The organism is Mycobacterium colombiense, assembly GCF_003284975.1.
Lineage (GTDB): Bacteria > Actinomycetota > Actinomycetes > Mycobacteriales > Mycobacteriaceae > Mycobacterium > Mycobacterium europaeum_A.
In genome coordinates, this window is the sequence record NZ_QMEU01000001.1 from 88034 (window position 1) to 111865 (window position 23832).

Genomic DNA, 23832 nt, shown 5'->3' on the forward strand with positions numbered 1-23832 from the left:
TGGTTCTTGGCTGCGTAATGCAACGGTTTGGTTACCGCTGTGAATTGTGTCGGCTAATTCGGTTGGCAAATGCAATTGACGTCTGCGAAGATCGCGTCCCTTGACGCGTAAACGGCTCCGTTTGCGGCCGGTTTGGCGCGGGTACCTCGCTGTCGTGGCCGATCTCGTGGCTCGACGCGCGACGGCGCTTTGGCGGCGCCTGCTGGCGTCACCAGTGCTCACCTTGAACGGCTGGGTGGCATTCAACCTGCCCCGCGCGGTGACCGCGCTGGGCGCGACGTTGCTGACGGGCCTGGTTGCGGTGCACGTCTACGTGCTGGCCAGCCGGCCGTACCTGCCCGGGTATTTCGCGGCGTACGTCATCGTGTTGGCGGTCGCCTGCCTGATCGCCGCGAGCGCCATGCTGATCGGCATCAAACCCTCAGTGCCCCAAGGCGGTTGGTATTTCGGCAGCCTGATTTGCTCGACCTTTCTCGTCGTGTATGTCCTCACCCGGTGGATCGGCCCGCCGGGATTGGAAGCGGTGACCGCCCGATGGGACTTCGCGCCGGGAACGCTGGCGATGGTGTGCTCGGCGGCGTTCATCGCCGTGCACACGACCGTGCTGTCCGGCATCAACGTCGCCTATCCGCACAGCCAGCAGTGGTATGACTGACGGGGCCCGGGCATGACGACGTTGGACTATCCGGTATGGCTGCGCATCGATCATTGGCTGAACGTGCTCTTCGTGACGCTGATCCTGCGCAGCGGTCTCGAGATCCTGGCCACCCACCCGAAGTTGTACTGGCACGACGACAGCAAGCCGGGCTCGGAGTGGGCCCGCTTTACCCGAAAGGTCATGCCGCGGGACAGGATTTACGACACCCTTGACGAAGAAGAGGACTACAGCCCGTTCATCTCCCTGCCCGGCCGCGCGCAGCTGGGCGTGGGCCGCCACTGGCACTTCTTCGTGGTGATCGGCTGGATCCTGCTGGGCCTGTCGTACTACATCCTGTTGTTCGCCACCGGCCAATGGCACCGCTACTGGCCCGCCTCATGGTCTATTTTCCCCGAAGCGTGGGACGACATCGTCACGTATCTGTCGTTCAACCTTCCGCCGGTGCTGCCCGGCGAGCCGCTGGACGCCATGCAGAAGCTGACGTACGCGGGAGTCATCTTCATCCTTGCGCCGTTTCAGATCCTGACCGGGGCCGCTCAGTCGCCGGCGATCGAGGCGCGGTTCCCGTGGTACGTGCAGATGTGGGGCGGTCGCCAATGGGCGCGCAGCTTGCACTTCTTGGGTCTGGTCGCCTTCCTCGTCTTCATCGCGATTCACCTGTCGATGATTTTCTTCTGGGGTTGGGGCCGGCTCACCGCCGCAATGATTTTCGGCGCTGTCCGCAACACCTACTGGTCGACCGCGATCTCCCTGATGATCATTGCGGCGATCATCGGCATCCATGTGGCGGCCACGATTTGGAGCCTGCGCAACCCGCGGTCGGTGCAGCGGGTGCTGGGGGCGGTGGTCACCGCCGCTCGTCGTCTGCTGTTGCGGCCGCTCAATTCACGACAGAACTATCCGGCCCACAAGATCTCCCAGCAGCACCGCGTCAACGGAAAGCCGCCCACCAGCATGGAATACAAGGTGATGGCGGTGCACAACTTCGTGGACTGGCGACTGCGGGTCGGTGGACTGGTGGAAAACCCGGTGACCCTGGACCTGAGCGCGCTGCGGGCCCTCGCCGAGTCGGAAACCCAGTGCGTGATGCACAATTGCGTCCAAGGTTGGACCAGCATCGGCCAGTGGACCGGAGTCCATCTGCGTCAGCTGGTGGACTTGGTGCGGCCGCTGCCCCAGGCGCGCTACGTCTGCTTCCTGACCATGCAGAACAACAGCACCGACGAGCCGGCGTCGCACGGCGGAGGCCAATTCTACGAGGTGCTTGACCTCGAATTCGCCGACAAGCCGCAGACCCTGCTGGCGTACGAAATGAACGGCACGCCTTTGCCGATCCAGCACGGCGCGCCGTTGCGTCTGCGGGTGGAAACCCAAGTGGGATTCAAGATGGCCAAGTGGATCAACCAGATCGAGTTCGTCGAGGACTACGCCGGCATCGGCATGGGTACCGGAGGCTGGCGCGAAGACCGCGTGTACTACGACAAGGACGTGGAAATCTGAGATGACCGACATGGCGACCGAGGGGGTCGGGGTACGCCCCGAGCTCATCAGCTTGGATTCGGTGGCCCGGCATCGCGTCCTGGAGCAAGTCAGCGCCAAGGGCGGACACTGTGAAGCGTGCGGCGCAACCGATTTCGCGGTGGGCGACGCCCTGTACCTGGGTTACCTGTTTCTGAATGAGGACGCCGACGCCTACCTGGTCGCCCTGACCTGTCGCAATCCGGACTGCGCGAAGCCGCGGACCGCGATCAGATTGTCCGACAAGGACTTTCTCACCTACGTGCCAGGCGCCACGGACGCCTCCAAGCATGACCCCGACCGCTAGCCTGGCCCCCGCTGGATCCGGGAAGCTTCGGCCGGGTCAGGTCGAATCGCTCTATCAGAGGCGATAACTCGCGTAGCTGATCGCACAGCGAATCGAACCGCCGCTGATCGTCCTCGCCGAGTTGGCCCAGCGAACTGTAGTGCGCCACGCGCGGCAGCCGTCCCGCCAGCGCGGTGCCCCACCGGATGTTGAGGTCGTATACCTCTTCGTCATCGACGTCGTCGCGCTGTCCGAGTTGCCTGAGCGCGTCGATCTGCTCGGTGAGGACCGCGACGTCGTCGTCGATATCGACCGGCGTTGATTCGGGGGATGCCACCCTGCTGCCCTCCATCGTTTCCGGGCGCCGACGCGTACGAAGAACCGCAGAACCAGCGCCACGTTGGCGTATACCCCGTTCCTGCGGTGAAATGCGCTTTATCTGCAAGTCGCAGAATGCGCGATGAAGGGCCGGCGCTTGCTTGGTGCGGCGACCACCGGTTTGCCTGGGGCCGCCGAGGGTACTTGCCGAGCATTTCCTTCCGACATGGGCGTCCCCTGCGGCGCCGCCGTACGGTTCGGTGGGGATGAGGGACATGAGTGATTTAGTGAATCAGTTTTTCAATGGATGGCAGCCGGCCGCCTACGCGGCGCTCAAGGCGCTCGCGCTATTCGCAACCGCCGTAACGGCTTTCCGTCTCGTGTTGCGGCGAACCATCGCCGAGTTCACGCCGTTCGACTGGGTGACGGCGGTCGCCGTCGGCGCCATCGTCGGCCGGACCGCGACGGCCGCCGACACCTCGTGGTGCACCGGAACCGCGGCCCTGCTCACCCTGATCGCCGGCCACGATCTGGTCGCGCGGCTGCGCTTTGTCCCGTGGATGCGCCGGCTGGTCGACCCTCCGGTGCGGGTGCTGATCAGGGACGGCAAGGTCGACGAGGCAAACCTGAAGCGCTGCAGGCTGACTCGTGGCGACCTGGACGCGATATTGCGCCAGCACGGGCAGCGAGCGCCCGGTGACGTGCGCCTCGCGGTGTTCGAGACGAAGGGTGTGGTCTCGGTGTTCGGCGAGGCGGGGCCGCCGGACGGCGGGCAGCGATCAGGCTGAGACCGGCTTCTTGGCGGGCGCCGAGACCTTCATCAGCTTCATCAGGTTGCCACCCATGATCTTTGCTTTGTCCTCGTCGCTGAACTCGGCGAGTTCGTCGACGAAGGTGATCGGGTCTTTGAGGCCCTCGGGGTGCGGCCAGTCGGATCCGAAGACCACCCGGTCGGTGCCGACCATGTTGACGATCTCGCTGAACCGGTCCTCCCAGAACGGGCTGACGTAGACGCAGCGCTTGAACGTCTCGATCGGGTCCTCGGCGAAGGCCTGCGGCATCTTCTTGTAGACGCCCTTGAGGCCCTTGAACAGGGTGGGCACCCAGTCGGCGCCGTTCTCGATGGACAGGATCCGCAGGTCGGGGTTGCGGGTCAGCGCACCGTGACAGATCAGGGCGCCGAAAGCGTCCTCGATGGGCCGGTGACCCATGGCCAGGCTGCGGAACGCGGTCGGCTTGAAGGGCAGGAATTCGTCGCCGGGCTCCCAGATGTTGAGCAGCTCCGAGTAACCGCTGTCCGAGGCGTGCATGGAGACGGGGATTTCGGCGCGCACGCAGGCCTGCCAGAACGGGTCGAACTCTTCGAGGCCGAACGACCGGCTGCCGCGGTAGCCGGGCACCGGCGCCGGGCGGACCAGCACCGTGCGCGCGCCGCGCTCCAGGCACCACTGAAGTTCCTCGAGTGCGCGGTCGACGATCGGCAACGTGATCACCGGGGTGGCGAAGATGCGGTCGGAGTAGTTGAACGACCACTGCTCGTACATCCACTCGTTGAGCGCGTGGATGACGTCATGGGTCATCTCCGGGTCGTCCTTCATGCGCTCTTCGACCAGGCTGGCCAGGGTCGGGAACATCAGCGCGAAGTCGATGCCGAGCTCGTCCATGACCTCCAGGCGCGCACCCGGTTCCCGGAATGCGGGAATGGCTTTCATTGGCTCGCCGAGGATTTCGCGGTAGCTCTTGCCCTGTGAGCCGTTGCGGAAGTAGTCCTCCTGGGCGCCCGGGCGAGCCACCACTTCGAACGTCGGGTTCGGAATGTATTCGCTGATGTGCCCGCGCACCACGATCTTGGTGCGGCCGCGGACCTGCACGTAGTCGATGACGTGCTTGCGCTTATCCGGCAGGAACTTGGTCAGCGCTTCCTGCGGCTCGTACATGTGGTTGTCCGCGTCGAAGACGGGGAAGGGCAGTTCCCGGGACGGCATGGCGATCTCCTAGCAGAAGTCTCAATTCTCACCTGTGGTAACGACGTTACCACTTGTGCGCAATAGGGGTATAGCGGTTCAGCCGTCGGCCCGCAGCCCGCCCGTCGGGGTGACGCCGTCGATGACGGCGAAATTCACGGTGGCCGTGGCGCGCAGTTCGTCGTCGCCGTCGCCGTAGATGTCGACCTGCATCACCATCGCGCGTCGTCCGGACCGCAGCATCGTAGGCACCGCGAAGGCCGCCCCCTGCCGGACCGGCCGCAGGTAGCGGATGAACAGATCCGCGGTGGTCATCGTGGTGCCCGGCTGTAGGTAGTCCAGCCCGAATTGTCCGCCCGCTACGTCCACGAGCGTGGCGATCAGGCCGCCCTGCAGCGCGCCGGAGGTGTTGACGACCGCGGGGCTGACCGGCATGGTCATGGCGAATTGGCCGTTGCGGGTGGTGGGGCGCATGCCGATCTGGCCGAACAGCTCGGCCAGCGACGGGGCGGTCGATTCTTCGTCGGTGTCGCGGATGCCCAGGGCGCGGGAGCAGAAGTCGTACAGCTGGCCGGCGTCGACCGGTGTTCCGTTCAATTCCGAACCGAGCCAATGCAATCGCTGCGCTCCCATCATCGTCTGCATGACGATGGCGGCCGCCGCGCCGACGTCCAATCCGGGGTTGAAGACCCCCTCGGTGATGCCCTGCCCGACGATGTCGCGAATCAAGCCGTGCAGGGGAGAGAGCACCCGGGCGTATTCGCGGGGCCGGGTCTCGGCCAGGTGCTGGTTGTAGAGCGTCAACGCGCGGTTGAGGCTGTGCTGGGTGCTCGATTCCGGCTGCTGGCTGAGTCGGTCGATCAACAGCTTCAGCGCCGAGGTGCTGTCCAGTCCCGTCGTCTCCGCGCGCCACGTCTTGACCGATTGGGCGATGGTTCGGTCGAACAACGCCAGCAGCAGCTCGTCCTTGCTGCTGAAGTGTTGGTAGAAGGCGCGCAACGACGTCTTGGACCGTGTGACGACCTCCTGAACGGTGAAGTCGGTGCGTCCCGTTTCGCCCAGTATCGCCACGGCCGTCTTGATGAAGCGGTCGCCGCGCGTGATCTCGACGTCGTCACCAGGGTCGGCCATGAGCGAGTGGTCCCCTTCCATTGCGCGCTGGTCGCGCCATGAGAATGAGGTTACCGCGCCTGGCAACCTAATCCGCTGCGCGAAGTCGATGGCGGGTCTCGCAGCGAATTCTCAGGTCTCCGGCACCGTAGGTGCGAATAGCCGGCCGCCGGTGCGGGTACGCGCCCAGTGAACGGTTGTACTCGTCGCAATGCGGCCTCAACGGGGGCGGTAAAAGCGACGGGGGTCGAGGTTCGACTCGACAAGTTGACCGCTTCTTTGAAAATCGACCAGCGCAGCGCGGTTGGTCGAGGAGGGAAGGGTTCGGAGATGCCAGAGGTCCAACTTCACCACGAGGGACATCCGAAGTATCGACGGATGGTTCGATTCGACTGGTCGGATACCCCGCTGCATTGGGTGCCCGGCGACCCGTTTTCGACGCACATGATCAACGTTTTGCATCTTTTGCTGCCCGAGGGTGAGCGGCACTTCATCAAGGCGGTCCTCGAAGCGTCGTCGCTGGTCGATGATCCGGAGCTGGAGGCGGCGATCAAACCGTTCATTCAGCAGGAGTCCTGGCATGCATGGGCGCACCAGGTGGTGTTGGACCATCTGGCCGAGCAGGGCATCGATACCAAGCCGTACACCGACCGGCTCGGCAGGCTGTTGTCGCTGACGTTGGGTGATCCGCCCAGGTGGTTTCCGCCCGCGATGAAGCGGTGGTGGCTGTATCGACGGCTGGCCGATGTGGCGGCGCTCGAGCATTACACCGCAATGTTGGGCCAGTGGGTGCTGACGAACCGAGGCCTGGACTATGCGAAGGCCGACCCGATGATGCTCGACCTGCTGCGCTGGCATGGCGCCGAGGAGGTCGAGCACCGCTCGCTGGTGTACGACGTGTTCCAGCACGTCAGCGGCAACTACTGGATCAGGGCGTTCTCGATGTTCTTTACCACGCCGCTGTTCATCGCCTGGTGGGTCGCGGGTGCGCGCTACCTGATGGCCCAAGACCCCACGATCGACCAGAAGTGGCGTTGGCGCGATTGGCTGTGGGCCGCCCGCGAGTACCGGTTGCCAGGCCCGTGGAAGCTCATGGTGACAACGCCCGTCCGGTACCTGCGGCCCAGTCATCATCCCAACGATGAGGCGTCCACGCAGATGGCGGTCGACTACCTGAACTACTCGCCGGTGGCGAAAGCGGCTAAGGAGCGCGCGCGCTCGCAAGCGAAGTCGGGTGGTCCTGACAGTTCTCGAGGCACCGAAAGTTCCACCGGTGCGGCAAGAAAGGCCGAGGTCCGATGAAGGTTGTGGTGGATCTGGACACCTGCGACGGAAATGGCGTGTGCATGAGCATCTGCCATGAGGTGTTCGACGTGCGAGAGGACGGACTTCACGTGCTGCAGGAGCAACCGCCGGAGTCGTTGCGGGACAAGCTGATTGGCGCCGAGGTGTCGTGTCCCACTCGGGCGATCACGGTGCAGGACTGACCCATGCCCACAGATCAGCTCAGGCAGGTTGTCGTCGTCGGTGCGGGCGTGGCCGGGACGCGGGCGGCGGAGACCCTGCGACAAGAAGGGTATGACGGTGACTTGACCATAGTGGGCGCCGAACGCCAGGCCCCGTACCACCGGCCGCCGCTCTCGAAGAAGTTGCTCACCGGCGAGGTGCACCGGGCCGGCGTCGACCTCGCGCCCCAGTTCGAGCTCGATGCCCGCGTGCTGCGCGGGGCGTCGGCGCTCAAGCTGGACATGGCCGCGCGTACCGTTCACGTTCGCGACGAAGACCACGACCTCGCTGTGCAATTCGACGGACTGGTCATCGCCAGCGGCGCGGTGCCGCGCGAGTGGCCGGGCGGTCCGGTGCCCGACGGGGTGCTGACGTTGCGCACGGTGGAGGACTGCCTGGGGATCAGGGAAAGACTCGGCGCGCGCCCGCGGGTGGCGGTGGTGGGCGGCGGCTTCATCGGCGCGGAGGTGGCCGCAAGTTGCCGATCCCTGGGCCTGGACGTGGTCCTCATCGAGAAGGCCGAAAACCCACTGCTCGCCGCGTTGGGCAAGGAGTTGGCGCCCTACTGGGCCCAATTGCACCGTGACCATGGCGTGGACCTGCGGGTCGGCTCGGGTGTCGACGCATTCGTCGGCAACGGGCGCGTCGAGGCGGTTCGGCTCAGCGACGGTTCGCAGGTGCCGGCCGATCTCGTCGTCATCGGCCTTGGCGTGGTTCCTGCGACCGATTGGCTGGACGGCACGGGACTGCGGGTCGACGACGGTGTGGTCTGCGATGGCACGGGCGCGGTCGAAGGCGACGCCGCGGACGTCCCGGTCGTCGCGGCCGGCGACGTCGCGCGCTGGTGGCATCCGCGCTACGAGCGCCATCTGCGCACGGAGCACTGGGAGGACGCCGGACGTCAGGGTGCGGCCGCCGCCCGGACCCTGCTGGCCGGCCGCGACCGCGCGGACACCTACGAGGAGCTGCCCTACTTCTGGTCCGATCAATACGACGTCAAGGTCCAGATGCTGGGTGTGCCAACAGGATACGATGCGCTGGAAGTCGTCGAAGGTGATCCCGATTCGTGGGAATTCGTTGCCGCGTACGGCCGTAACGGCCACACCATCGCGGTGCTGGGAACGATCCCGGGTCGCGTGCACGCCTACCGCGGAGCCATCGAAAAGCGCGCCGAATTCCCGCCGTTGCCGCCGGACTAGCCGCCCCGGGCCGCGATCATCGCCGAGCGGTTGACCTTGGTCGCCGCGGTCCGGGGAATCGCATCGACGAACTCGACGGTCTTGGGCGCCTTATAGGGGGCGAGGCGGTTCTTCGCGTACTCGATCACTTGCTGTTCGGTCAGTAGCGCGGCCCCGTCGGAGTCGGCGCGCTGTACCACCGCGTGCACTCGGCGCCCCCATTGCGGGTCGGCCAGGCCGATCACGACGACGTCGGCGATGCCGGGATGGCCGGCAAGCGCCGACTCGACTTCGGCCGGAAAGACGTTGGCGCCGCCGCTGACGATCATGTCGACTCGGCGGTCGACGATGTAGAGGTAGCCGTCCTCGTCGACGTGGCCGATGTCGCCGGCGGAGCGGAACCCGTCCTCGGTCGACGGCAGCGGCGGCGCTCCGCCCAGATAGCGGTATCCCGCGCTCATCGGCGCGCGCAGGTACACCTCACCGTCTTCGCCGGGACCCAGCGGTCGCTTGTCGGCGTCCAGAATCCGGATCTCCGTGTCCCGGAATCCGCGGCCCACACTGCCCGGGTGGGCTAGCCATTCGTCGCCGCGCAGCGCGGTGAGCCCGAGGTTTTCGGTCATGCCGTAGGCCGTCACGATCTGCTCGGGACTGAGCAGATCGAACCAGGTGTGCAACAGCGACGGCGGCATCACCGCTGCGCCCTGCAGGATGAACACGATGCTGGACAGGTCTCGCTGCCGCACGTCGGGTTGGGCCGCGATGCGCGCCAGCATGGTGGGTGTGGCGGTGAAGTTGGTGATCCGGAACCGTTCGATGACATCGAGAACCAGTGCCGCATCGAACTTCTCGAGTATCACCAGATGGTCGCCACCGAGCATCATCAGGAAGGTGGCGAAGCCGTTGGTGTGATACATCGGCGCGGGCACCATGATGGTCTGCGGCTGGGCCACCGGTGTCCAGTTCGACAGGAACGGTTCGCTCTGCTGCGGGATCCACAGCGAGGGCGCCAGGTTGAGGATCACCTTCGGCACGCCGGTGGACCCGCTGCTGCAGATCCCGTTGGCGGTGGGGGAGACGGCGACCGGCAAGGCGTCATCGGATTCGCCGGCTGCGCTTGCGTCGAGCTCCCAGCGGCTCCGTTCGTCGACGACCACGACAGGGTTGATGACGTCGCGCACCCGGTCGCGTTCCCACTCGGGAAGATCCCAGTGCATGGGGACGGGCACCGCGCCGATCTTCCAGCACCCCAGCGTCGCCAGCACCAGATGCTGGGAGTTCGGAATAGCCAGTGCTACAAGTGAACCCGTTTGCGCGCCGCGGCCGGCCAGCGCGCGGCCCCACTGGTTGGCGCGGGCATCGAGTTCACCGAAGGTCAGCGAGGCCGCGCTGCCGTCGAGCGCGACGATCGTCACGGCCGGATCGTCGCGCCGTTCTTCGGCCAGCTGCCGCAGTTTTACCCCGAACGGGATGCCCTCGTCGAACGGATTGGGCATCACCGCGGCCGCGGGGGTTTGGTTCATTTGCGCCGCTCTCCCCCGCAAGCGGGCGGGGGTACCTCCCACTTGTGGGGGCGTGCCCCCGCTGCATCGTCACCGGCGCGGATCATGCCGATACCGGCTGACTGAACAGCGTCTCGAACGACCCGTCCGACACGCAGGGGATCAGGCGCAAGGCGAGTTCCTCGGTGCCCAGCGGCAACCGGATCAGCGGCTGGGTGTGCCGGTCGAGGACGCTGACGTCAGACTCGTCGCAGAAACCCAGAGCCCCGAGCAACTGGTGCGACGTACGCATCACCTGTCGTGCCGTGTCGGCGGCCTTGAGCCGAAGAATCAGGGCGTCGGCCGAGTGGATCTGTGCGACAAGCGATTCCGGCCGGCAGATGGTGAACTTCGCGAGTTCGTGCAGTCCGCGGACCGCGACGGCGGCATCGGCGACGGCGAACCTGACGGCCTGGAAGTCCGCGAGCGGCTTGCCGAACTGGATCCGGGCGCGCACGTGCTCGGTGACCACCCGCAGCGATTGCTGCACCGCCCCCAGAATCCGCCATGATCCCAGCACGAGATGAAGGTTAACGTCACCGGCGGGCACGCTCGCATCGGGTGCGCTCAAGGTCGCCGGAACCAGGAACGGCCCGAGCTTGGCGCCGGTCCGCGACCCCGGCTGGGGCCGGTACCGATTGCCGTCCAGGTCCGCAGCGACCCACTCACCGGCCAGATCGCCGTGGTCGATGCGCGGGGCTTTCGGATTGACCAGGGTCAGGCGTGCGCCGTCGATCGCCAGCAGCTCCTCCACCAACGGATAGGGGAGCACGGTGGCGCCGGCGGCCTGACACAGCACCGCTGCGGCCAGCAGGTCATCCGGCTCCGAACGCACGTCGAGTTCGAAGGCGCCGACGTCGTTGAGCGCGGTGCGCGCCGCATCCCGGATGGTGTCGTCGGTCTCGGCGCGCAGCGCGGCCGGCGGTCCGCCCAATCGGGTCAAACGCTTACCCGCGACGGTCGCGAAATCGCTGATGTCTTGCGGCAGATCGGTTTTCACCTGTGTTCTCCCAATACGTCTCGTGCCACCAGCATGCGCTGCACCTCGATGGTGCCCGATGCCACCGTGGCCGCCTGCGCGTAGCGCCAATGGTCTTCGATCGCTCCGTGCAGCGCCGCGGCGCTCCCGCTGTCCAGCGCCGTGGGGCCCAGCACGTCGAACAGCAGCTCGGCGACGAGTTGATCGCACGTGGTGGTGATGATGCGTGCGGCGCTGGCGGCCGCCCCGGCCGCCGGATCGTCCTGAAGTGACACGGCGCGATAGGCCAGCAGCCGGGCGACCCGCAGGTCGACGAGGGCGCGCACCCAGCGGGTACGGATCGTCTCGGGCAGCTGGTCCCAGTCGTCGCCGAGTTGGGCGCGCATGCGTTCGAGCAGCGATTCGCAGCGCGCGTAGCGCGCGATGCCCACCCGCTCGAACGCCAGGGCTTCGCGCATCACCCGCCAGCCGTCGCCGACCTCGCCGAGCACGTCGCCGGGATACGCCTGCACGTCATCCAGGAACATCTCGTTGAGGTGGTGCGGTCCCAGCATCGACGGGATCGGCCGGACCGTGAATCCGGCCCGATCCATCGGAATGAGAAAAAGGGTGAGCCGCTTGTTCTTTGGGGCTTCGGGATCGGTGCAGGCCGCCAGCACGCACCAGGACGCCATCAGCGCGTACGACGTCCACACCTTCTGGCCGGTGATGCGCCACCCGTCACCGTCGGCGACGGCACGGGTGCGCAACGACACCAGGTCGGTGCCGGCCTCCGGCTCAGAAAAGCCCTGGCACCAGATCACGTCCCCGGAGGCGATGGCCGCCAGATGCTTGGCCTTCTGTTCGGCCGTCCCGTACCGCATGAGCGCGGGCCCGACCCAGTTGATCCCCATGTACTGCGGCCCGCGCGGCTCGTGCTGGGCCCACATCTCCTCGCGCAGCACCGTCTGCTGCCAGACCGAACCACCACCGCCGCCATGCTCTTTCGGCCACGCCAACGCCAGCAGCCCCTCGGTGGCCAGCAGCTTGCAGAACGTCTCGGTGGTGGCGAGGTCCTGCGGGTTTTCGGTGCAGGCGCCCAGAAAGTCGGCGGGGATGTGGTTGGCAACCAGCTCGCGCAGGTGGCTGCGCAGTTGCCCGGCGTCGTCGCCGAGGTCGTAATCCATTGTCGTCATCCCTTCGGCAGCCCGAGCAGGCGCTCGGCGATGATGTTGCGCTGGACCTCCGACGTCCCGCCGTAAATGGTCGCGGCCAGCGCGTCCTGGCGTTCGAACAGCAGATCCGGGTCGGTGGCCGAATCCGGGCCCGCCGCGGCCGCACTGAGTTCCCAAACCCGCTGCAAGGTCAGCGATCCGAGCAGTTTCATGGTGTCGGCTTCCGGGCTGGGCCGACCCGCCAGTTCGTTGCCCAGCGCGCGATAACCGGTGGCCCGCAACGCTTCGGCGTCCGCCAGCAGTGCACCGAGTTCGCCGTACACGTCGTGGCTCGAGTCCGCGGCGACGCGCACCGAGTCGAGCCCGCGTTTGATCTCGACCCAGTTCATGATCCAGATCATCTGGCGTTCGTGCTGCAGCGACGACATGGCGACGTTCCAGCCGCCGTTGAGCGGTCCCAGCAGGTTCTCCGCCGGCACCTCGACGTCGTCGAGGAAGACCTCGCAGAACGTCTCATCGGAGATCGACGACATCCGGATGGGTTCGATCCTGACCCCGGGCGACTGCAGGTCGAGGATGAGGCACGAAATGCCACGGTGTTTCGGCGCGTCGGGATCGGTGCGGGCGTACAGGGTGCACCACCGCGACAGGTGCGCCTGGGTGGTCCAGATCTTGTGGCCGTTGACCCGGAACACGTCGCCCTCGCGCACCGCGCGGGTGCGCAGGCCGGCGAAATCCGACCCCGCTTCGGGCTCGGACATGCCCAGCGCCCACCACTCGTCGCCTCGCAGCAGCGGGACGAGCAGACGCTCGATCTGGGCGGGTGTGCCGAATTGCCGGATGCCCGGCGCGGCGACGCCGGGCCCCGCGATGTTGGGGAGCTTGGGTGCGGACCGCAGCGCCGCCTCGATCCGGACCTCCATGGCGTCGCGCAGGCCCAGCGATCGGCCGCCGTGCTCGCGGGGCCAGGTCGGCTGCAGCCACCCAGCCTCGAACGAGGCCCGCTGATAACCGCGCCGCAAACTCAGGTCCCAGCGGTATTGCCGATAATTCGCGTAGTAGTCGTCGGGCAGAAACTCCGCCAGCCAGGCGCCGAATTCGTTCACCACGGGGCTCACGGGCACCGCTCCTCATCGCTGCGCTCTGCATCGTCGCCGGTGCGGCTCACGCGGCACCCCCACAGAATCGGCGCCCCACCTCGTAATACAGGGCGCGGCTGTCGCCCAGCAGGGCGGCGCCCTGCCAGGCGCGCCTGACGTAGAGGTGGGCGTCGTGCTCCCAGGTCTGTCCCAGGGCGCCGTGCACCTGGACGGCCGTGCGCGTGCAACTGGCCGCCGCGTCGTTGGCCGCCGCCTTGGCCAACGCCGCGGCGGTCCACATGTCGGTCGAGGGCGTGTCCCGGTCGGCAAGGCGCGCCGCCGCGGCGTAGGTCAGGCTGCGGGCGCGTTCGATGCTGACGTAGTTGTCCGCCAGCGCGTGTTTGATGCCCTGGAACGCGCCGATCGGCTGGCCGAACTGGCGCCGTGACTTCGCGTATTCGACCGAGCGGTGCAGTGCGGCGCTCGCCACGCCCAGCAAGTCGGCGGCCGCGGCCACCCAGGGCGCCGTCAATGCCGAATCGAGGTCGACGGGCACCACCGCGACGGGCTCGGCGTCGATCTCGACGCCGGCCAACGGGTGAGCGGGATCGGTGGATTCGGCCGCCGGCACCGCGGTGACGCCGTCGCCGCAGCGCGCGACCGCCGCCACGGTGTCACCGTCGTCGCAACGGGCCAGCGTGACGACGAGTTCGGCGCGCGACAGGTTGGGGACGGCAACCGCCGTGCCGCGCAGGTGTCCTTGACGCAATGTCATGGGTGCCCCGGGCAGTCGGGATCCCTGGGCGTGAACCGCCAGGGTTGCCACGACACCGCCGGCGATGTCGGTCAGCACCGCGTCGAGCCCGGTGTTGCGCAGCAGGCCCCCCGCCAGACCTACGCTGCCCAGCAACGGAATTGGGGCCAGCACTGCACCGCACTCCTCGAGAACCAGGGCCAGCTCGACCGGTCCGTAGTCACCGCCCGGCGCGGCCAGCTCGGTCCAGCCGAGATCGACGACCGTCTTCCACAGCGTGCGCCAGCGCTCGGGATCGGTGATCGCCTGACGCGCGACGTCGGGTGGACACTCCGTACGTAATATGTCGCGTACGGTGTCGCGCAGCGACAGCTGCTCCGAGTTCAGTCCGACATCCATAAGACCTCTAACATAGTAAAGATAATAAACTAGCCGTGCCGTCGCAATCGCACGGATCCGACGTAGAGGTGGCGCATGGCCGAGTGGTATCTGTTCCTGCCCCAGGTGAGATTATCGGCGGCCGACATCGCGGACCGGGCACGTCACGCCGAGGCCAGCGGCTTCGACGGAATCGCCTTCATCGATCACCTCGAGGCGCCCGGACTGCCCGACGAAAGCATCTGGGAGGCAATGGGCATTGCCACCTGGGTGGCGGCCAAGACAGAGCGCTTGCGGATCGGACATCTGGTGCTGTGTGACGCGTTTCGGCACCCTGCCGTGCTCGCCAAACAGGCCGTCACGTTGTCCGAGGCGTCGGAGGGCAGGTTCGAGTTGGGCCTCGGCGCGGGATCATGGCCGTCGGAATTCACCAGATTCGATGTCGGCCAACAGGATCCGCGGTCCAGGGTCGAACAACTCGGGCGGCATCTGAGATTGCTCAAGCACTACTGGGGCGACGGCGACGAGCGATCCGGCCCGGCCCCGCAAGCGCCGCCGAGATCCCACCCGATACCGCTGGTCCTGGGTGGGAGTGGTCCCATGATGATGGAACTCGTTCGCGAGCACGCGGATTGGTGGAATCTGCCGGCGCACCAGCTCGACCGGCTGCCCAAGCTCGCCGCCGCCGCGGGGACGGCCCGAACGTCGATTCAGCAGATGGTCGGCTTCGTGCGGTCCGGCGGTGATCCCGATACCGTGCGCGAGGCCAGCACCCGGCGATTCGGCAACCTCGGATCGGGGCTGGTCTGCGGCGACGCCGACGAGCTGATCGGACACTTCAGTGGTTTGGCCGCCCAGCGGGTAGAGCGGTTCTACGTGTGGTTCGCCGACTTCGCCGCCCCGGAGTCCTTGCACGAGTTCGGCGAATCGGTGATCAAAGCTTTTCCGGCGCCGTAGGCCTCAGCCGCGTTGCGCGCGGCGCCGGGCTTCGGTCGGTACGACCGGCGGTCGCGCGAACGGGCCGCGTTCCACGGCCGACAGCCGGATCTCGGGCAGATCGACCGACGGGTCGACTGTGTCCAGCCAGGCGACCGCCTCGGCGACGTCCGCCACCTGAATCGCATACATCTCGAAGGGGACGTCCTGCAGCATCTCGGTGGCCACCGGGCCCGGCGTGACGATGTGCACGCTGATGCCGTCGCGGTCGACCTCGAGCGCCAGGGCTCGCGCGAATGCGTTCATCCCGGCCTTAGACGCGGAGTAGGCGGTGCGGGCCGGCATCGGCTCGTGTGCGGCCGACGACGAGATGAACACCAGCCGCGAGCCCGCCGACATCTTCGGCAGGACCGCCGACGTCACCACGAAGCACGAATCCAGGTTGGCCGACATGATGGCCTGCCACTGCTCGAAGGTCTGCTTGCGTGCGTAGGTACCCCCGAGCGCACCGGCCGCGTGAACGACGAGATCGATCGCCTCCAATGTGCCTATGGCAGCGGGGAATCCGCTCGGGTCGGACGCGTCGGCGACGATGTGGCGGGCACCGATCTCCTCGGCGGCGGCCCGCAGTGGGGCCTCACGGCGCGCGGCGAGGACCACGTCGTATCCGCGCTCAACCAGCTTGCGGGCGCACCCTTTTCCGATCCCGCCGCTACCGCCGGTGACCAATGCGGTTCGCATGACCGTTGCAGGCCGCCCTTCAGGAGTGCCGAATGTCCCGCGGCCGCGACAACGCCTGCGGGGAGAGCGCGTAGATGCGCTGATCGTGCTGACCCGACAGGACGTAGGTCTGCGTGTCGGCCAGGTGCCGGCCCGCGATGCGGCGAGCCCGATCGACGTTGCCCTCGGCGATCGTCTCGGTGAGCTTGACGTGGGTGTTGAGCACCGCGCGGCGCTGAGTGAGCGACGGGTAGGTGCCCCGGGACGCGCTCTCGTCGGCCCACTGTCGTTCGTGGCTGCTCCACAGTGTCTCGAGGCTGCCGACGACAGCGATGATCGTGTGATTGCCGCAACCGCGCACGACGTGGTCGTGGAACTCACGCCCGATTTCGGTGAAAAGCCGTCCATCGTCCAGGTTTTCGGCCATCGACTCGTTGATCCGGGTGAGTTCGGGTACCAGGGTGCTCGCTCGGTCCGGCCGGCGAGCGGCCAGGGCGGCGCAGGCGGGCTCGAGTTCCTGCAGGGCCATGCCGAGGTCGGCGAGTTCCACGGACTCGCTCTGCAACAACAACCCGAGCATGTAGGCGGCGCTGGTCTTGGCCGGGGCGTGCACGACGGCGCCGCCACGGTTGCCCCGCCGCACCGAAACCAGCCCCTCGGTCTCCAAAATCCGCAGGGCTTCGCGCAGCGACACCAAGCTCACGTTGAACTGTTCGACGAGCACCTCTTGGCGTGGCAAGAGATCCCCGTCCGCGAGTTCACCGTCGATGATCTGACGGCGCAGCTCGTCGGCTACGATTTCGGCGATCCGCGGCGCCGACAACCGGCGCCGGGCGTCGGGGCCAATTCCCAAGGCGGTCATCCGATCCTCAAAACACAAGCAACTCGCTGGCTTAGCTATTTTAGCAGTAATGATATAAATAGCTTCTCTGGTCGCATGCCGATCGGAAGGGCGGGTGTAATTGAGCGAGCGGGCCGACAGCCGGCCGACACCGCTACACGATTTGCGTGTCGTCGAGATCAGTGACCGGATAGCCGGCAGCTACTGCGGGAAGCTGCTGCTCGACGTCGGCGCGCAGGTGCACAAAATCGAGCCACCACAAGGGGATTCGTTGCGGAGCTACACCGCCAGCGGGTCCCCGGTTGCCCGGGGGCGCGCCGCGCCGTTCTTCAGCTACCTCAACGCGGGCAAGCGCAGCGTGACGTTCGCTCCGGACTCGCAGCGCTACCGCGACGAACTGGCCGGCGCCGACGTCATCGTCGTGACCGCCGGCCGCGCGCGCGCCGCGACGCTGGGCATCGATCCGGAACGACTGCTGGAACACTCGCCGCGGGCGATCATCGTCACCATCTCCGACTTCGGCTGGGCCGGACCTTACGCGGACCGGGCCGCCACCGAGTTCACCTTGCAGGCGTGGGCCGGCTCGCCCGGCTTCCGCGGCGACCCCGCCGGTCCGCCGATCGCCATCGGCGGCGATCTCGGCGAGTACATGGGCGGCGTGTTCGCCGCCTTCGGCACCCTGGCCCTGCGCCGCCGCGTCGAGCGCGGCGGTCCCGGCGAGCACCTGGACCTGTCCATGCTGGAAGCGCTGACCACGATGCAGAGCAGTGAATGGCTGCATTCCCAGCTGCTGCGCGTCCCGCCGATCGGGCGCACCACCGAGGTCCCCTCGATCGAACCCGCCAAGGACGGCTACGTCGGGATCACCATGGTCACCGGTCAACAGTGGCTCGATTTCGCCGCGATGGTGGAATGCCCGCAGCTGGAGGAGATCGAACAGCTGCGGTTTCAGATCGGCCGGTGGCAATACCGCGACCTGATCCGCGAACAGATCCGTCCCTGGCTGGCCGAACGGACCGTCGCGGAGATCGTCGAACTCGGACAGCTGTTCCGGCTGCCGATCGCGGCGCTGGGCAATGGTGCCACTATCCGGGAGCTGGAGTACGTGCGCGAGCGCGAGGTCTTCGTCGCCAACCCCGCCGGGTTCGATCAGCCGCGGCCGCCCTGGCTGATGGCGGCCTGCGCCCCCAGCCCCGTGGGTGATACGCCCCTCGTCGGCGAGGCAGACAACGATTCCCCTTGGCGTCGTTCGGAATTCGAGGCGGAGCCGGAGCCCGACGGGCTGCCGCTGGCCGGTGTCCGCATCGTCGACCTGACCGCCTTCTGGGCCGGGCCCGCCGCGACCCACCTGCTGGCCGCCTTCGGCGCCGACGTCGTCAAGATCGAGTCGATCCAGCGCCCCGACGGCATCCGGTATTCGGGCGGTATGCGCACCGACGTGGAAGACTGGTGGGAGTACGGCTGGGTGTTCCACGCGATGAACACCAACAAGCGTTCGGTCACACTGGATTTGGGGTCCGAGCGGGGCCGCGGTCTGTTCACCGAGCTGGTTGCCGGCGCCGACGTGGTGATCGAGAACTTCTCGCCGCGGGTGATGGAGCAATTCGGGCTGACCGACGACGTGCTGCGCAAGGTCAACCCGAAAGTGGTGTTCGCCCGGATGCCGGCGTTCGGCGTCGAGGGGCCGTGGCGCGAACGCGTCGGGTTCGCGCCCACCATGGAACAGATCGCGGGCCTGGCCTGGGTGACCGGCCTGCCCGACGCGCCTCCGGTGGCACCGCGCGGGGCCTGCGATCCGCTGGCCGGTGTGCACGCCGCATTCGCCGTGCTGGCCGCGCTGAACTTCGCCGAACGCACTCAGACCGGCCAGCTGGTCGAGCTGCCGATGCTGGAAACCGTGCTCAACGCCACCGCGATTCAGGCGATCGAGTCCGAAGTGTTCGGGGTGACGTTGAGCCGTCGCGGCAACCGCGGTCATGGCACGGCGATCCAGAACATCTACCGGTGCGCCGGATCCGACGACTGGATCGCGATCACCGTTCGCGACGACGCGCAGTGGCGGGCGCTGGTGGAATTGATGGACCGACCGGTGTGGTGCGACGACGAGGAGCTGTCCACCGTCGCCGGGCGGCACCGTCGAGCCGACGACGTCGATGGCCGGCTGGCGGACTGGTTCATCGGGCGGCCACGCGATGCGACGGTGGAGCTGTTGGCGGGCGCGGGAATTCCCGCCGCGCCGGTGGTGTCGCCGTCGCTGGTCACCGACAACCCGCAGCTGCGCGAGCGCGGCTTTTTCGAGGCATTGCATCATGCGAGCACCGGGGTGGGGCTCTACCCCTGCCCGCCGTTCGCCCGGCTCGCCGGCCAGCAGCGGTGGCTGCTGCGACCGCCGCCGAAGCTGGGCGAGCACAATGAGGAGATCCTGCGCGAAAGGTGCGGGCTGACCGACGAAGAACTGACCCGCCTGGCTACCGGCGGGGTGATCGGGACCCGACCCAAGGGCCTATGAGAAGTGGAGGGCATCTGATGCGCGTTACGGTCGATGAGAACCTGTGCGAGGCCAACGGCTTCTGCGAATCGCTTGCGCCGGAAGTGTTCGAGCTGGGCGACGAGGACGTCGTGCAGATCGCGGACGGCCCGGTGCCGCCGCGTCTGGAGATCGATGTGCGGGCCGCGGTGGACCAATGTCCCAAAGCCGCGCTGCGATTACAGGACTGATGCCTGTCGGCCGGCGTCCCTGACTCAGCGCCGTTCGGTCAGCGAGATGGCCATCTCGTCGAAGATCGACATGTTGGTGGTCAGATTCGGATGGGCCACCTTCGCGGGACCGATCTCGATGTCGTTGCAGCGCAGCAGCAGCTCGTCGAGGACCGCGCGCAGTTCGGCCCGGGCGAGCATCGCGCCCAGGCAGTGGTGCGGCCCGCCGCCGCCGAACGCCACGTGCGGGTTGGGCTGCCGGCCGATGTCGAAGGCGAACGGCGAGGAGAAGACCTCCTCGTCGCGGTTGGCCGAACGCAGCGTCGACACCACGCGTTCGCCCTTGGCGATGTGCTGGCCGTCCATCTCGACGTCGACCTTCGCGGTGCGCGTCCAGTACGCCACCGGTGACGCCCAGCGCAACACCTCCTCGACCGCGCTGGCCCGCAGGTCTTCCCGCTCGCGATAGCGTTCCATCTGCTCGGGGTTGGCGACGAACGCCTGCAGCCCGATGGCCAGCGCGTTCTTGGTGGTGTCGCTGCCGGCGAAAGCCAGCACGAAGAAGAAGAACTCGAGTTCGTTTTCGGGCAGGCTGAACTGCTCGCCGTCGTCGCCGGTGATCACCGCGGACGCCAGGGTGCTCCAGATGTCGTCGGTGGGGTTGCGTCGCTTTTCAGCGGTGAGCTCCATCGCGTACGCGAAGACCGAGGCGAAGAGCTCGGTTTCGACATGCCCGCTCGGCTGCTCCTCGGGCGCAAGCGCCTTCAGGATGCGGTCGAACAGCTCGAAGATCCGCGGCCGGTCCTCCTCGGGGATGCCGATGATGTCGCCGATGACCGTCATCGGTAGCGCGTCGGCGACGTCGGAGATCCAGTCCCCACCGCCCCGGGCGAGCAGGCCGTCGATCATCCGCGCGGCGCGCGCCCGGATGCCGTTCTCCAGCTTGGCGATCGCGCGCGGGTTGAAGGCGCCTGCGATCAGCTTGCGGCGCTTGTTCAGGTCCGGCGGATCCAGCGTGATGATCGTCGGGGATGCCGAGAACATGGCGACCGGTTGAATGAGCGGGCCGTCGGCCGCGGTGAACGAGTCGGTGTCGCGATGCAGGCGGACCGCATGCCGGTGTTTGGTGGCGACCCAGAATTGGCGCTGGACGGTGTCGGCGACGCCCGGCGTCAGGTCGTGGCGAAACAGCGGCCTGGTACGCCGCAACTCGGCGAACAGTTCGTCGGGAAAACCGTTACGCCACAAAGCGAAATCGGAAAGGTCCACCGCAGCGGCAGTCATGCGAACCCCCATTGGCTCCGACGCCACGCCACGCCCGGGCGGCGGCGCGTTGACGTTCAATGCTTAAAATAGTAAAAATAGACCTTAGTCGTCGAAACGCGGTGAGTTAAGAGCGGCCCACATGCGCCCGGCCGCGTGGGAAACGGAGTTCTCGTGACGAATACGATTTCAGAATCAGACCCTTCGGAACGCGAGTTCGGGCAGGCCGGCATCGCGCTGTCGACCTACCGTTTCCCGACGGGCTGGTTCATCGTCGCTTTCGGCACCGATCTGGCTCCCGGGCAGGTCCGGCGCGCGCACTACTTCGGCGAGGAGTTGGTGCTGTTCCGCACGGAGTCGGGCCAGGTGCACGTGATGGAGGCCTACTGCCAGCACCTTGGCGCCAACCTGGGGGTCGGCGGCACCGTGGAGGGCGAGAACATCGTCTGCCCGTGGCACGGTTGGCAGTGGCGCGGCGACGGAACCAACGCGCTGATTCCCTACAGCAAGATCGCCTGCAAGAACAACGTCCGCATCCGCACCTATCCAAGCATGGAGTGGTATGGCTTCGTCCTGGCCTGGCACGAGCGCCACGGCCGGGCGCCGTACTGGCAGCCGCCCGTGCTGCCCGAACTGGAGACCAACGAGTACTACCCACTGCACCCGCACAGCCAGATGCTGAATCGGGTCAAGGTGCACCCGCAGATGATCATCGAGAACGCCGCCGACCCGTATCACGTGCAATACGTGCACAAGGCGGCCAACCCGGCCACTACGGCGTCATTCGAGGTCGCGGGGTATCACCTGCACGCCACGGTCAGCGCGCACTTCGGCGGCGGCCGCGGGTCGACGTGGCTGACGCCCGACGGGCCGGTCGACGCGAAGATCATCTACGACAACTACTCGCTGGGCCTGGGCATCGTGCGCTTCCCCAGCGAATTGGTGGCCACCATCGAGGTGACCGGGCAGACCCCCGTCGACGAGGACTACACCGATTACTTCTACACCCAGGCGTCCGTCCGCGAGCCCGGCGACAGCGGTGACGTGCCCACCGGACGCGCCGCGAAGTTCCTGGCGCTGCAGCAAGAGGTCATCAAGCAGGACTTCTTCACCTGGGAGAACATGAAGTACCTGGAGAAGCCGAACCTGGCGCCCGAAGAGGCACACGACTACGCGGCCCTGCGCCGGTGGGCGCACCGCTTCTACCCGGGGGAGCAACCGTCGCCCTCCGACTTCGGTTACACCGCCGACGGCGAGCCCGACCCGGCGGCCGCCAAAGCTTGACCAGAGCCACCCAGACCGATGTGCGCTGACCGCGTGGGGTCCGTGGGGCCCGCCGATTTCGGCGTCGACCGTTTCACCGTGCCGGCCGTGCTTGATCACCGCGCGCGGCAGTATCCCGACCGGGTGATGATGTCGATCGCCGGCATCGACGTGACCTTCGAGCAGATGCGCCAGCGGTCTTGCGCGGCGGCAAAGGTGTTGAGCGACTTGGGAGTCGGACGGGGTGACCGCATCGCGTTGTTCACCGGCACGTGTCCGGAATGGGTCTACTTCTGGCTGGGTGCGGCGCGGATCGGTGCGGTGAGCGCGGCGATCAATGCCGCGAACAAAGGCGACTTCCTGTTGCACGCCCTGCGGCGCTCACACGCCAAGGTGATGCTGACCGACGCCGAACGCCGGCCCCGCGCCGCCGAGGTCGCCGACGCGGCGGAGAGCCTGACGAACATTGTGGTGCAAGGTGAGTCACTGACCGCGACATTGAGACAACATGCCGGCGACGCGTCGTTCGGTGACCCGGGCGAGGCCGACGACCTCGCCTGCCTGTTCTACACCTCGGGCACCACCGGCCCGTCCAAAGCGGTCGCCACGACATGGCACTACCTGTTTTCCGTGGCAGCCACCGTCTCATCGGCCTGGCAATTACGCGAGGGCGAGGTGTTGTGGACGGCGATGCCGTTGTTTCACCTCAGTGCGGCACCCAGCATCCTGGCACCCATGCTGGTCGGCGCAACGACGGTGCTGGCCGCGTCTTTTCACCCCGCCGAGGTATGGGACGACGTACGCGCCCGCGGCGCGGTCGGGTTCGCCGGTGCCGGGGCCATGGTCGCGATGCTGCGGAATCTGCCCGCGGATCCGGATGACGCACGGTTGCCGCTGCGGTTCATCTCCGCCGCGCCGATCGACGCAAACTCCTACCGGGGCATCGAAAAGCGTTACGGCTGCCGCATTGTCACGATGTATGGGCTCACCGAGGCTTTTCCCATCGCCCTCAAGTCGGTCGCCGAGGACGGGGTTCCCGGGACCTCGGGCCGGCCGAATCCCGACTTCGAGGTGCGGATCCTCGACGAGCACGGCAATCCACTGCCCGCCGACTCCGTGGGTGAAATCGCCTGTCGGCCCAGGTATCCGCACGTGATGAGCGAGGGCTACGTTGGCGCGGATTCGCGGATGGAGCCGCATCCAGAATGGTTTCGCACCGGCGATCTCGGGCGGCTCGATCGTGACCAGAATCTGACCTATGTGGACCGCATCAAGGATGCATTGCGCCGGCGCGGTGAGAATATCTCTTCGGTCGAGGTGGAGGCCGTTGTCGCGAGTCATCCCGCCGTGGCCGAGGCCGCCGCGGTCGGCGTGCCCAGCGAGCTGGGCGAGGACGACGTGCTGGTGGTCGTCACGCTGCGGCCCGGCGCCACACTGGATTTCGCGGAACTGCTCGACTTCTGCTCCGCCCGCATGCCGTACTTCTGCGTGCCGCGATTCGTGGAGACCGTGAGCGAACTGCCGAAGAACGTGATCGGCCGGATACGCAAAGATTTATTGCGCGAACGCGGCGTCAGTCCGAGGGCCTGGGATCGTGAAAGTAGTGGGTATGTCGTTCGCCGTTAGGTTCCGTTAATGTCACGTGATAGTCGACGAGTTGCATTAACGTCCCGTCAGCCCATTGTCGGC

At 66.9% G+C, this 23832-nt stretch carries 23 protein-coding genes; 13 read left to right on the forward strand and 10 right to left on the reverse strand.

What is annotated here, in order from left to right:
• The first annotated feature begins 154 nt into the window (after positions 1-154).
• From DQP58_RS00445 to DQP58_RS00465, 5 genes are all read left to right on the forward strand, one after another.
• A complete protein-coding gene (locus tag DQP58_RS00445; RefSeq protein WP_112706563.1) occupies positions 155-655 on the forward strand; it encodes an oxidoreductase in 501 nt (166 codons plus the stop codon).
• A gap of 12 nt (positions 656-667) precedes the next feature.
• On the forward strand, positions 668-2158 hold the full coding sequence (locus DQP58_RS00450) for a molybdopterin-dependent oxidoreductase (protein WP_112706564.1): 1491 nt from the start codon (positions 668-670) through the stop codon (positions 2156-2158).
• Between the two features lies 1 nt (position 2159).
• Positions 2160-2483 carry a hypothetical protein gene (locus DQP58_RS00455; protein WP_112706565.1) on the forward strand — a complete coding sequence of 108 codons (324 nt, stop codon included), beginning with the start codon at positions 2160-2162 and terminating at the stop codon, positions 2481-2483.
• Between the two features lie 139 nt (positions 2484-2622).
• Positions 2623-2784, forward strand: a complete 162-nt coding sequence (locus tag DQP58_RS26930; RefSeq protein ID WP_205869298.1) for a hypothetical protein — start codon at positions 2623-2625, stop codon at positions 2782-2784.
• A gap of 271 nt (positions 2785-3055) precedes the next feature.
• Entirely contained in the window at positions 3056-3568 is a 513-nt protein-coding gene (locus DQP58_RS00465; protein WP_112706566.1) for a DUF421 domain-containing protein, read from the forward strand.
• Here the strand turns inward: DQP58_RS00465 and DQP58_RS00470 are convergent.
• Together DQP58_RS00470 and DQP58_RS00475 are read right to left on the reverse strand one after the other, a co-directional pair.
• The gene (locus DQP58_RS00470) at positions 3560-4765 is read right to left on the reverse strand and encodes an amidohydrolase family protein (RefSeq protein ID WP_112706567.1); all 1206 of its coding nucleotides are present in this window, start codon (positions 4763-4765) and stop codon (positions 3560-3562) included. The genes DQP58_RS00465 and DQP58_RS00470 overlap by 9 nt on opposite strands.
• A 78-nt stretch (positions 4766-4843) precedes the next feature.
• The gene (locus DQP58_RS00475) at positions 4844-5875 is read right to left on the reverse strand and encodes a hotdog fold thioesterase (protein ID WP_112706654.1); all 1032 of its coding nucleotides are present in this window, start codon (positions 5873-5875) and stop codon (positions 4844-4846) included.
• A 357-nt stretch (positions 5876-6232) separates the two neighbouring features.
• Between DQP58_RS00475 and DQP58_RS00480 the strand changes: the two genes are divergently transcribed.
• Genes DQP58_RS00480 through DQP58_RS00490 form a run of 3 tightly spaced genes read left to right on the forward strand, consistent with a single transcriptional unit; the run spans position 6233 to position 8559 of the window.
• Entirely contained in the window at positions 6233-7156 is a 924-nt protein-coding gene (locus tag DQP58_RS00480; protein WP_240629494.1) for a metal-dependent hydrolase, read from the forward strand.
• Positions 7153-7341, forward strand: coding sequence for a ferredoxin (locus DQP58_RS00485; protein ID WP_067142736.1), 189 nt, complete (start codon positions 7153-7155; stop codon positions 7339-7341). The genes DQP58_RS00480 and DQP58_RS00485 overlap by 4 nt, the downstream gene beginning before the upstream one ends.
• Before the next feature lie 3 nt (positions 7342-7344).
• Positions 7345-8559, forward strand: a complete 1215-nt coding sequence (locus tag DQP58_RS00490; RefSeq protein ID WP_112706569.1) for an NAD(P)/FAD-dependent oxidoreductase — start codon at positions 7345-7347, stop codon at positions 8557-8559.
• Here DQP58_RS00490 and DQP58_RS00495 read toward each other — a convergent pair.
• The 5 genes from DQP58_RS00495 to DQP58_RS00515 all read right to left on the reverse strand — a co-directional run bounded on the left by DQP58_RS00495 (position 8556) and on the right by DQP58_RS00515 (position 14444).
• A complete protein-coding gene (locus DQP58_RS00495) occupies positions 8556-10061 on the reverse strand; it encodes a class I adenylate-forming enzyme family protein (RefSeq protein WP_112706570.1) in 1506 nt (501 codons plus the stop codon). The genes DQP58_RS00490 and DQP58_RS00495 overlap by 4 nt on opposite strands.
• 82 nt (positions 10062-10143) lie before the next feature.
• A complete protein-coding gene (locus DQP58_RS00500; protein WP_112706571.1) occupies positions 10144-11079 on the reverse strand; it encodes an acyl-CoA dehydrogenase family protein in 936 nt (311 codons plus the stop codon).
• Entirely contained in the window at positions 11076-12233 is a 1158-nt protein-coding gene (locus DQP58_RS00505) for an acyl-CoA dehydrogenase family protein (RefSeq protein WP_205869299.1), read from the reverse strand. The genes DQP58_RS00500 and DQP58_RS00505 overlap by 4 nt, the downstream gene beginning before the upstream one ends.
• Entirely contained in the window at positions 12230-13321 is a 1092-nt protein-coding gene (locus DQP58_RS00510) for an acyl-CoA dehydrogenase family protein (RefSeq protein ID WP_205869304.1), read from the reverse strand. Before DQP58_RS00510 ends, DQP58_RS00505 begins: the two co-directional genes overlap by 4 nt.
• Positions 13322-13376: 55 nt before the next feature.
• Positions 13377-14444 (reverse strand): acyl-CoA dehydrogenase family protein, encoded by a 1068-nt coding sequence (locus DQP58_RS00515; RefSeq protein ID WP_112706574.1) that lies wholly within the window; start codon positions 14442-14444, stop codon positions 13377-13379.
• Positions 14445-14519: 75 nt separating this feature from the next.
• Here DQP58_RS00515 and DQP58_RS00520 point away from each other — a divergent pair, with 75 nt between their 5' ends.
• Positions 14520-15380 (forward strand): LLM class flavin-dependent oxidoreductase, encoded by an 861-nt coding sequence (locus DQP58_RS00520; protein WP_112706575.1) that lies wholly within the window; start codon positions 14520-14522, stop codon positions 15378-15380.
• Positions 15381-15383: 3 nt separating this feature from the next.
• Here the strand turns inward: DQP58_RS00520 and DQP58_RS00525 are convergent, their stop codons facing one another.
• Positions 15384-16100, reverse strand: a complete 717-nt coding sequence (locus DQP58_RS00525) for an SDR family oxidoreductase (protein ID WP_112706576.1) — start codon at positions 16098-16100, stop codon at positions 15384-15386.
• Between the two features lie 19 nt (positions 16101-16119).
• On the reverse strand, positions 16120-16941 hold the full coding sequence (locus DQP58_RS00530; protein WP_066866638.1) for a FadR/GntR family transcriptional regulator: 822 nt from the start codon (positions 16939-16941) through the stop codon (positions 16120-16122).
• A gap of 100 nt (positions 16942-17041) precedes the next feature.
• On the opposite strand from DQP58_RS00530, the gene DQP58_RS00535 reads away from it, so the two are divergent.
• Together DQP58_RS00535 and DQP58_RS00540 are read left to right on the forward strand one after the other, a co-directional pair.
• Complete coding sequence (locus tag DQP58_RS00535; protein WP_112706577.1) at positions 17042-19429, forward strand: CaiB/BaiF CoA-transferase family protein; 2388 nt, start codon at positions 17042-17044, stop codon at positions 19427-19429.
• Positions 19430-19446: 17 nt separating this feature from the next.
• Positions 19447-19638: a ferredoxin gene (locus DQP58_RS00540; protein WP_064884705.1), complete on the forward strand. Its 192-nt coding sequence runs from the start codon at positions 19447-19449 to the stop codon at positions 19636-19638.
• 24 nt (positions 19639-19662) lie between these two features.
• Here the strand turns inward: DQP58_RS00540 and DQP58_RS00545 are convergent, their stop codons facing one another.
• The gene (locus tag DQP58_RS00545; protein ID WP_112706578.1) at positions 19663-20901 is read right to left on the reverse strand and encodes a cytochrome P450; all 1239 of its coding nucleotides are present in this window, start codon (positions 20899-20901) and stop codon (positions 19663-19665) included.
• 153 nt (positions 20902-21054) lie between these two features.
• Between DQP58_RS00545 and DQP58_RS00550 the strand changes: the two genes are divergently transcribed.
• Both DQP58_RS00550 and DQP58_RS00555 read left to right on the forward strand, forming a co-directional pair.
• Positions 21055-22164, forward strand: a complete 1110-nt coding sequence (locus tag DQP58_RS00550; protein WP_205869300.1) for a Rieske 2Fe-2S domain-containing protein — start codon at positions 21055-21057, stop codon at positions 22162-22164.
• An 18-nt stretch (positions 22165-22182) separates the two neighbouring features.
• A complete protein-coding gene (locus tag DQP58_RS00555) occupies positions 22183-23769 on the forward strand; it encodes an AMP-binding protein (RefSeq protein WP_112706580.1) in 1587 nt (528 codons plus the stop codon).
• Positions 23770-23832: the final 63 nt, after the last annotated feature.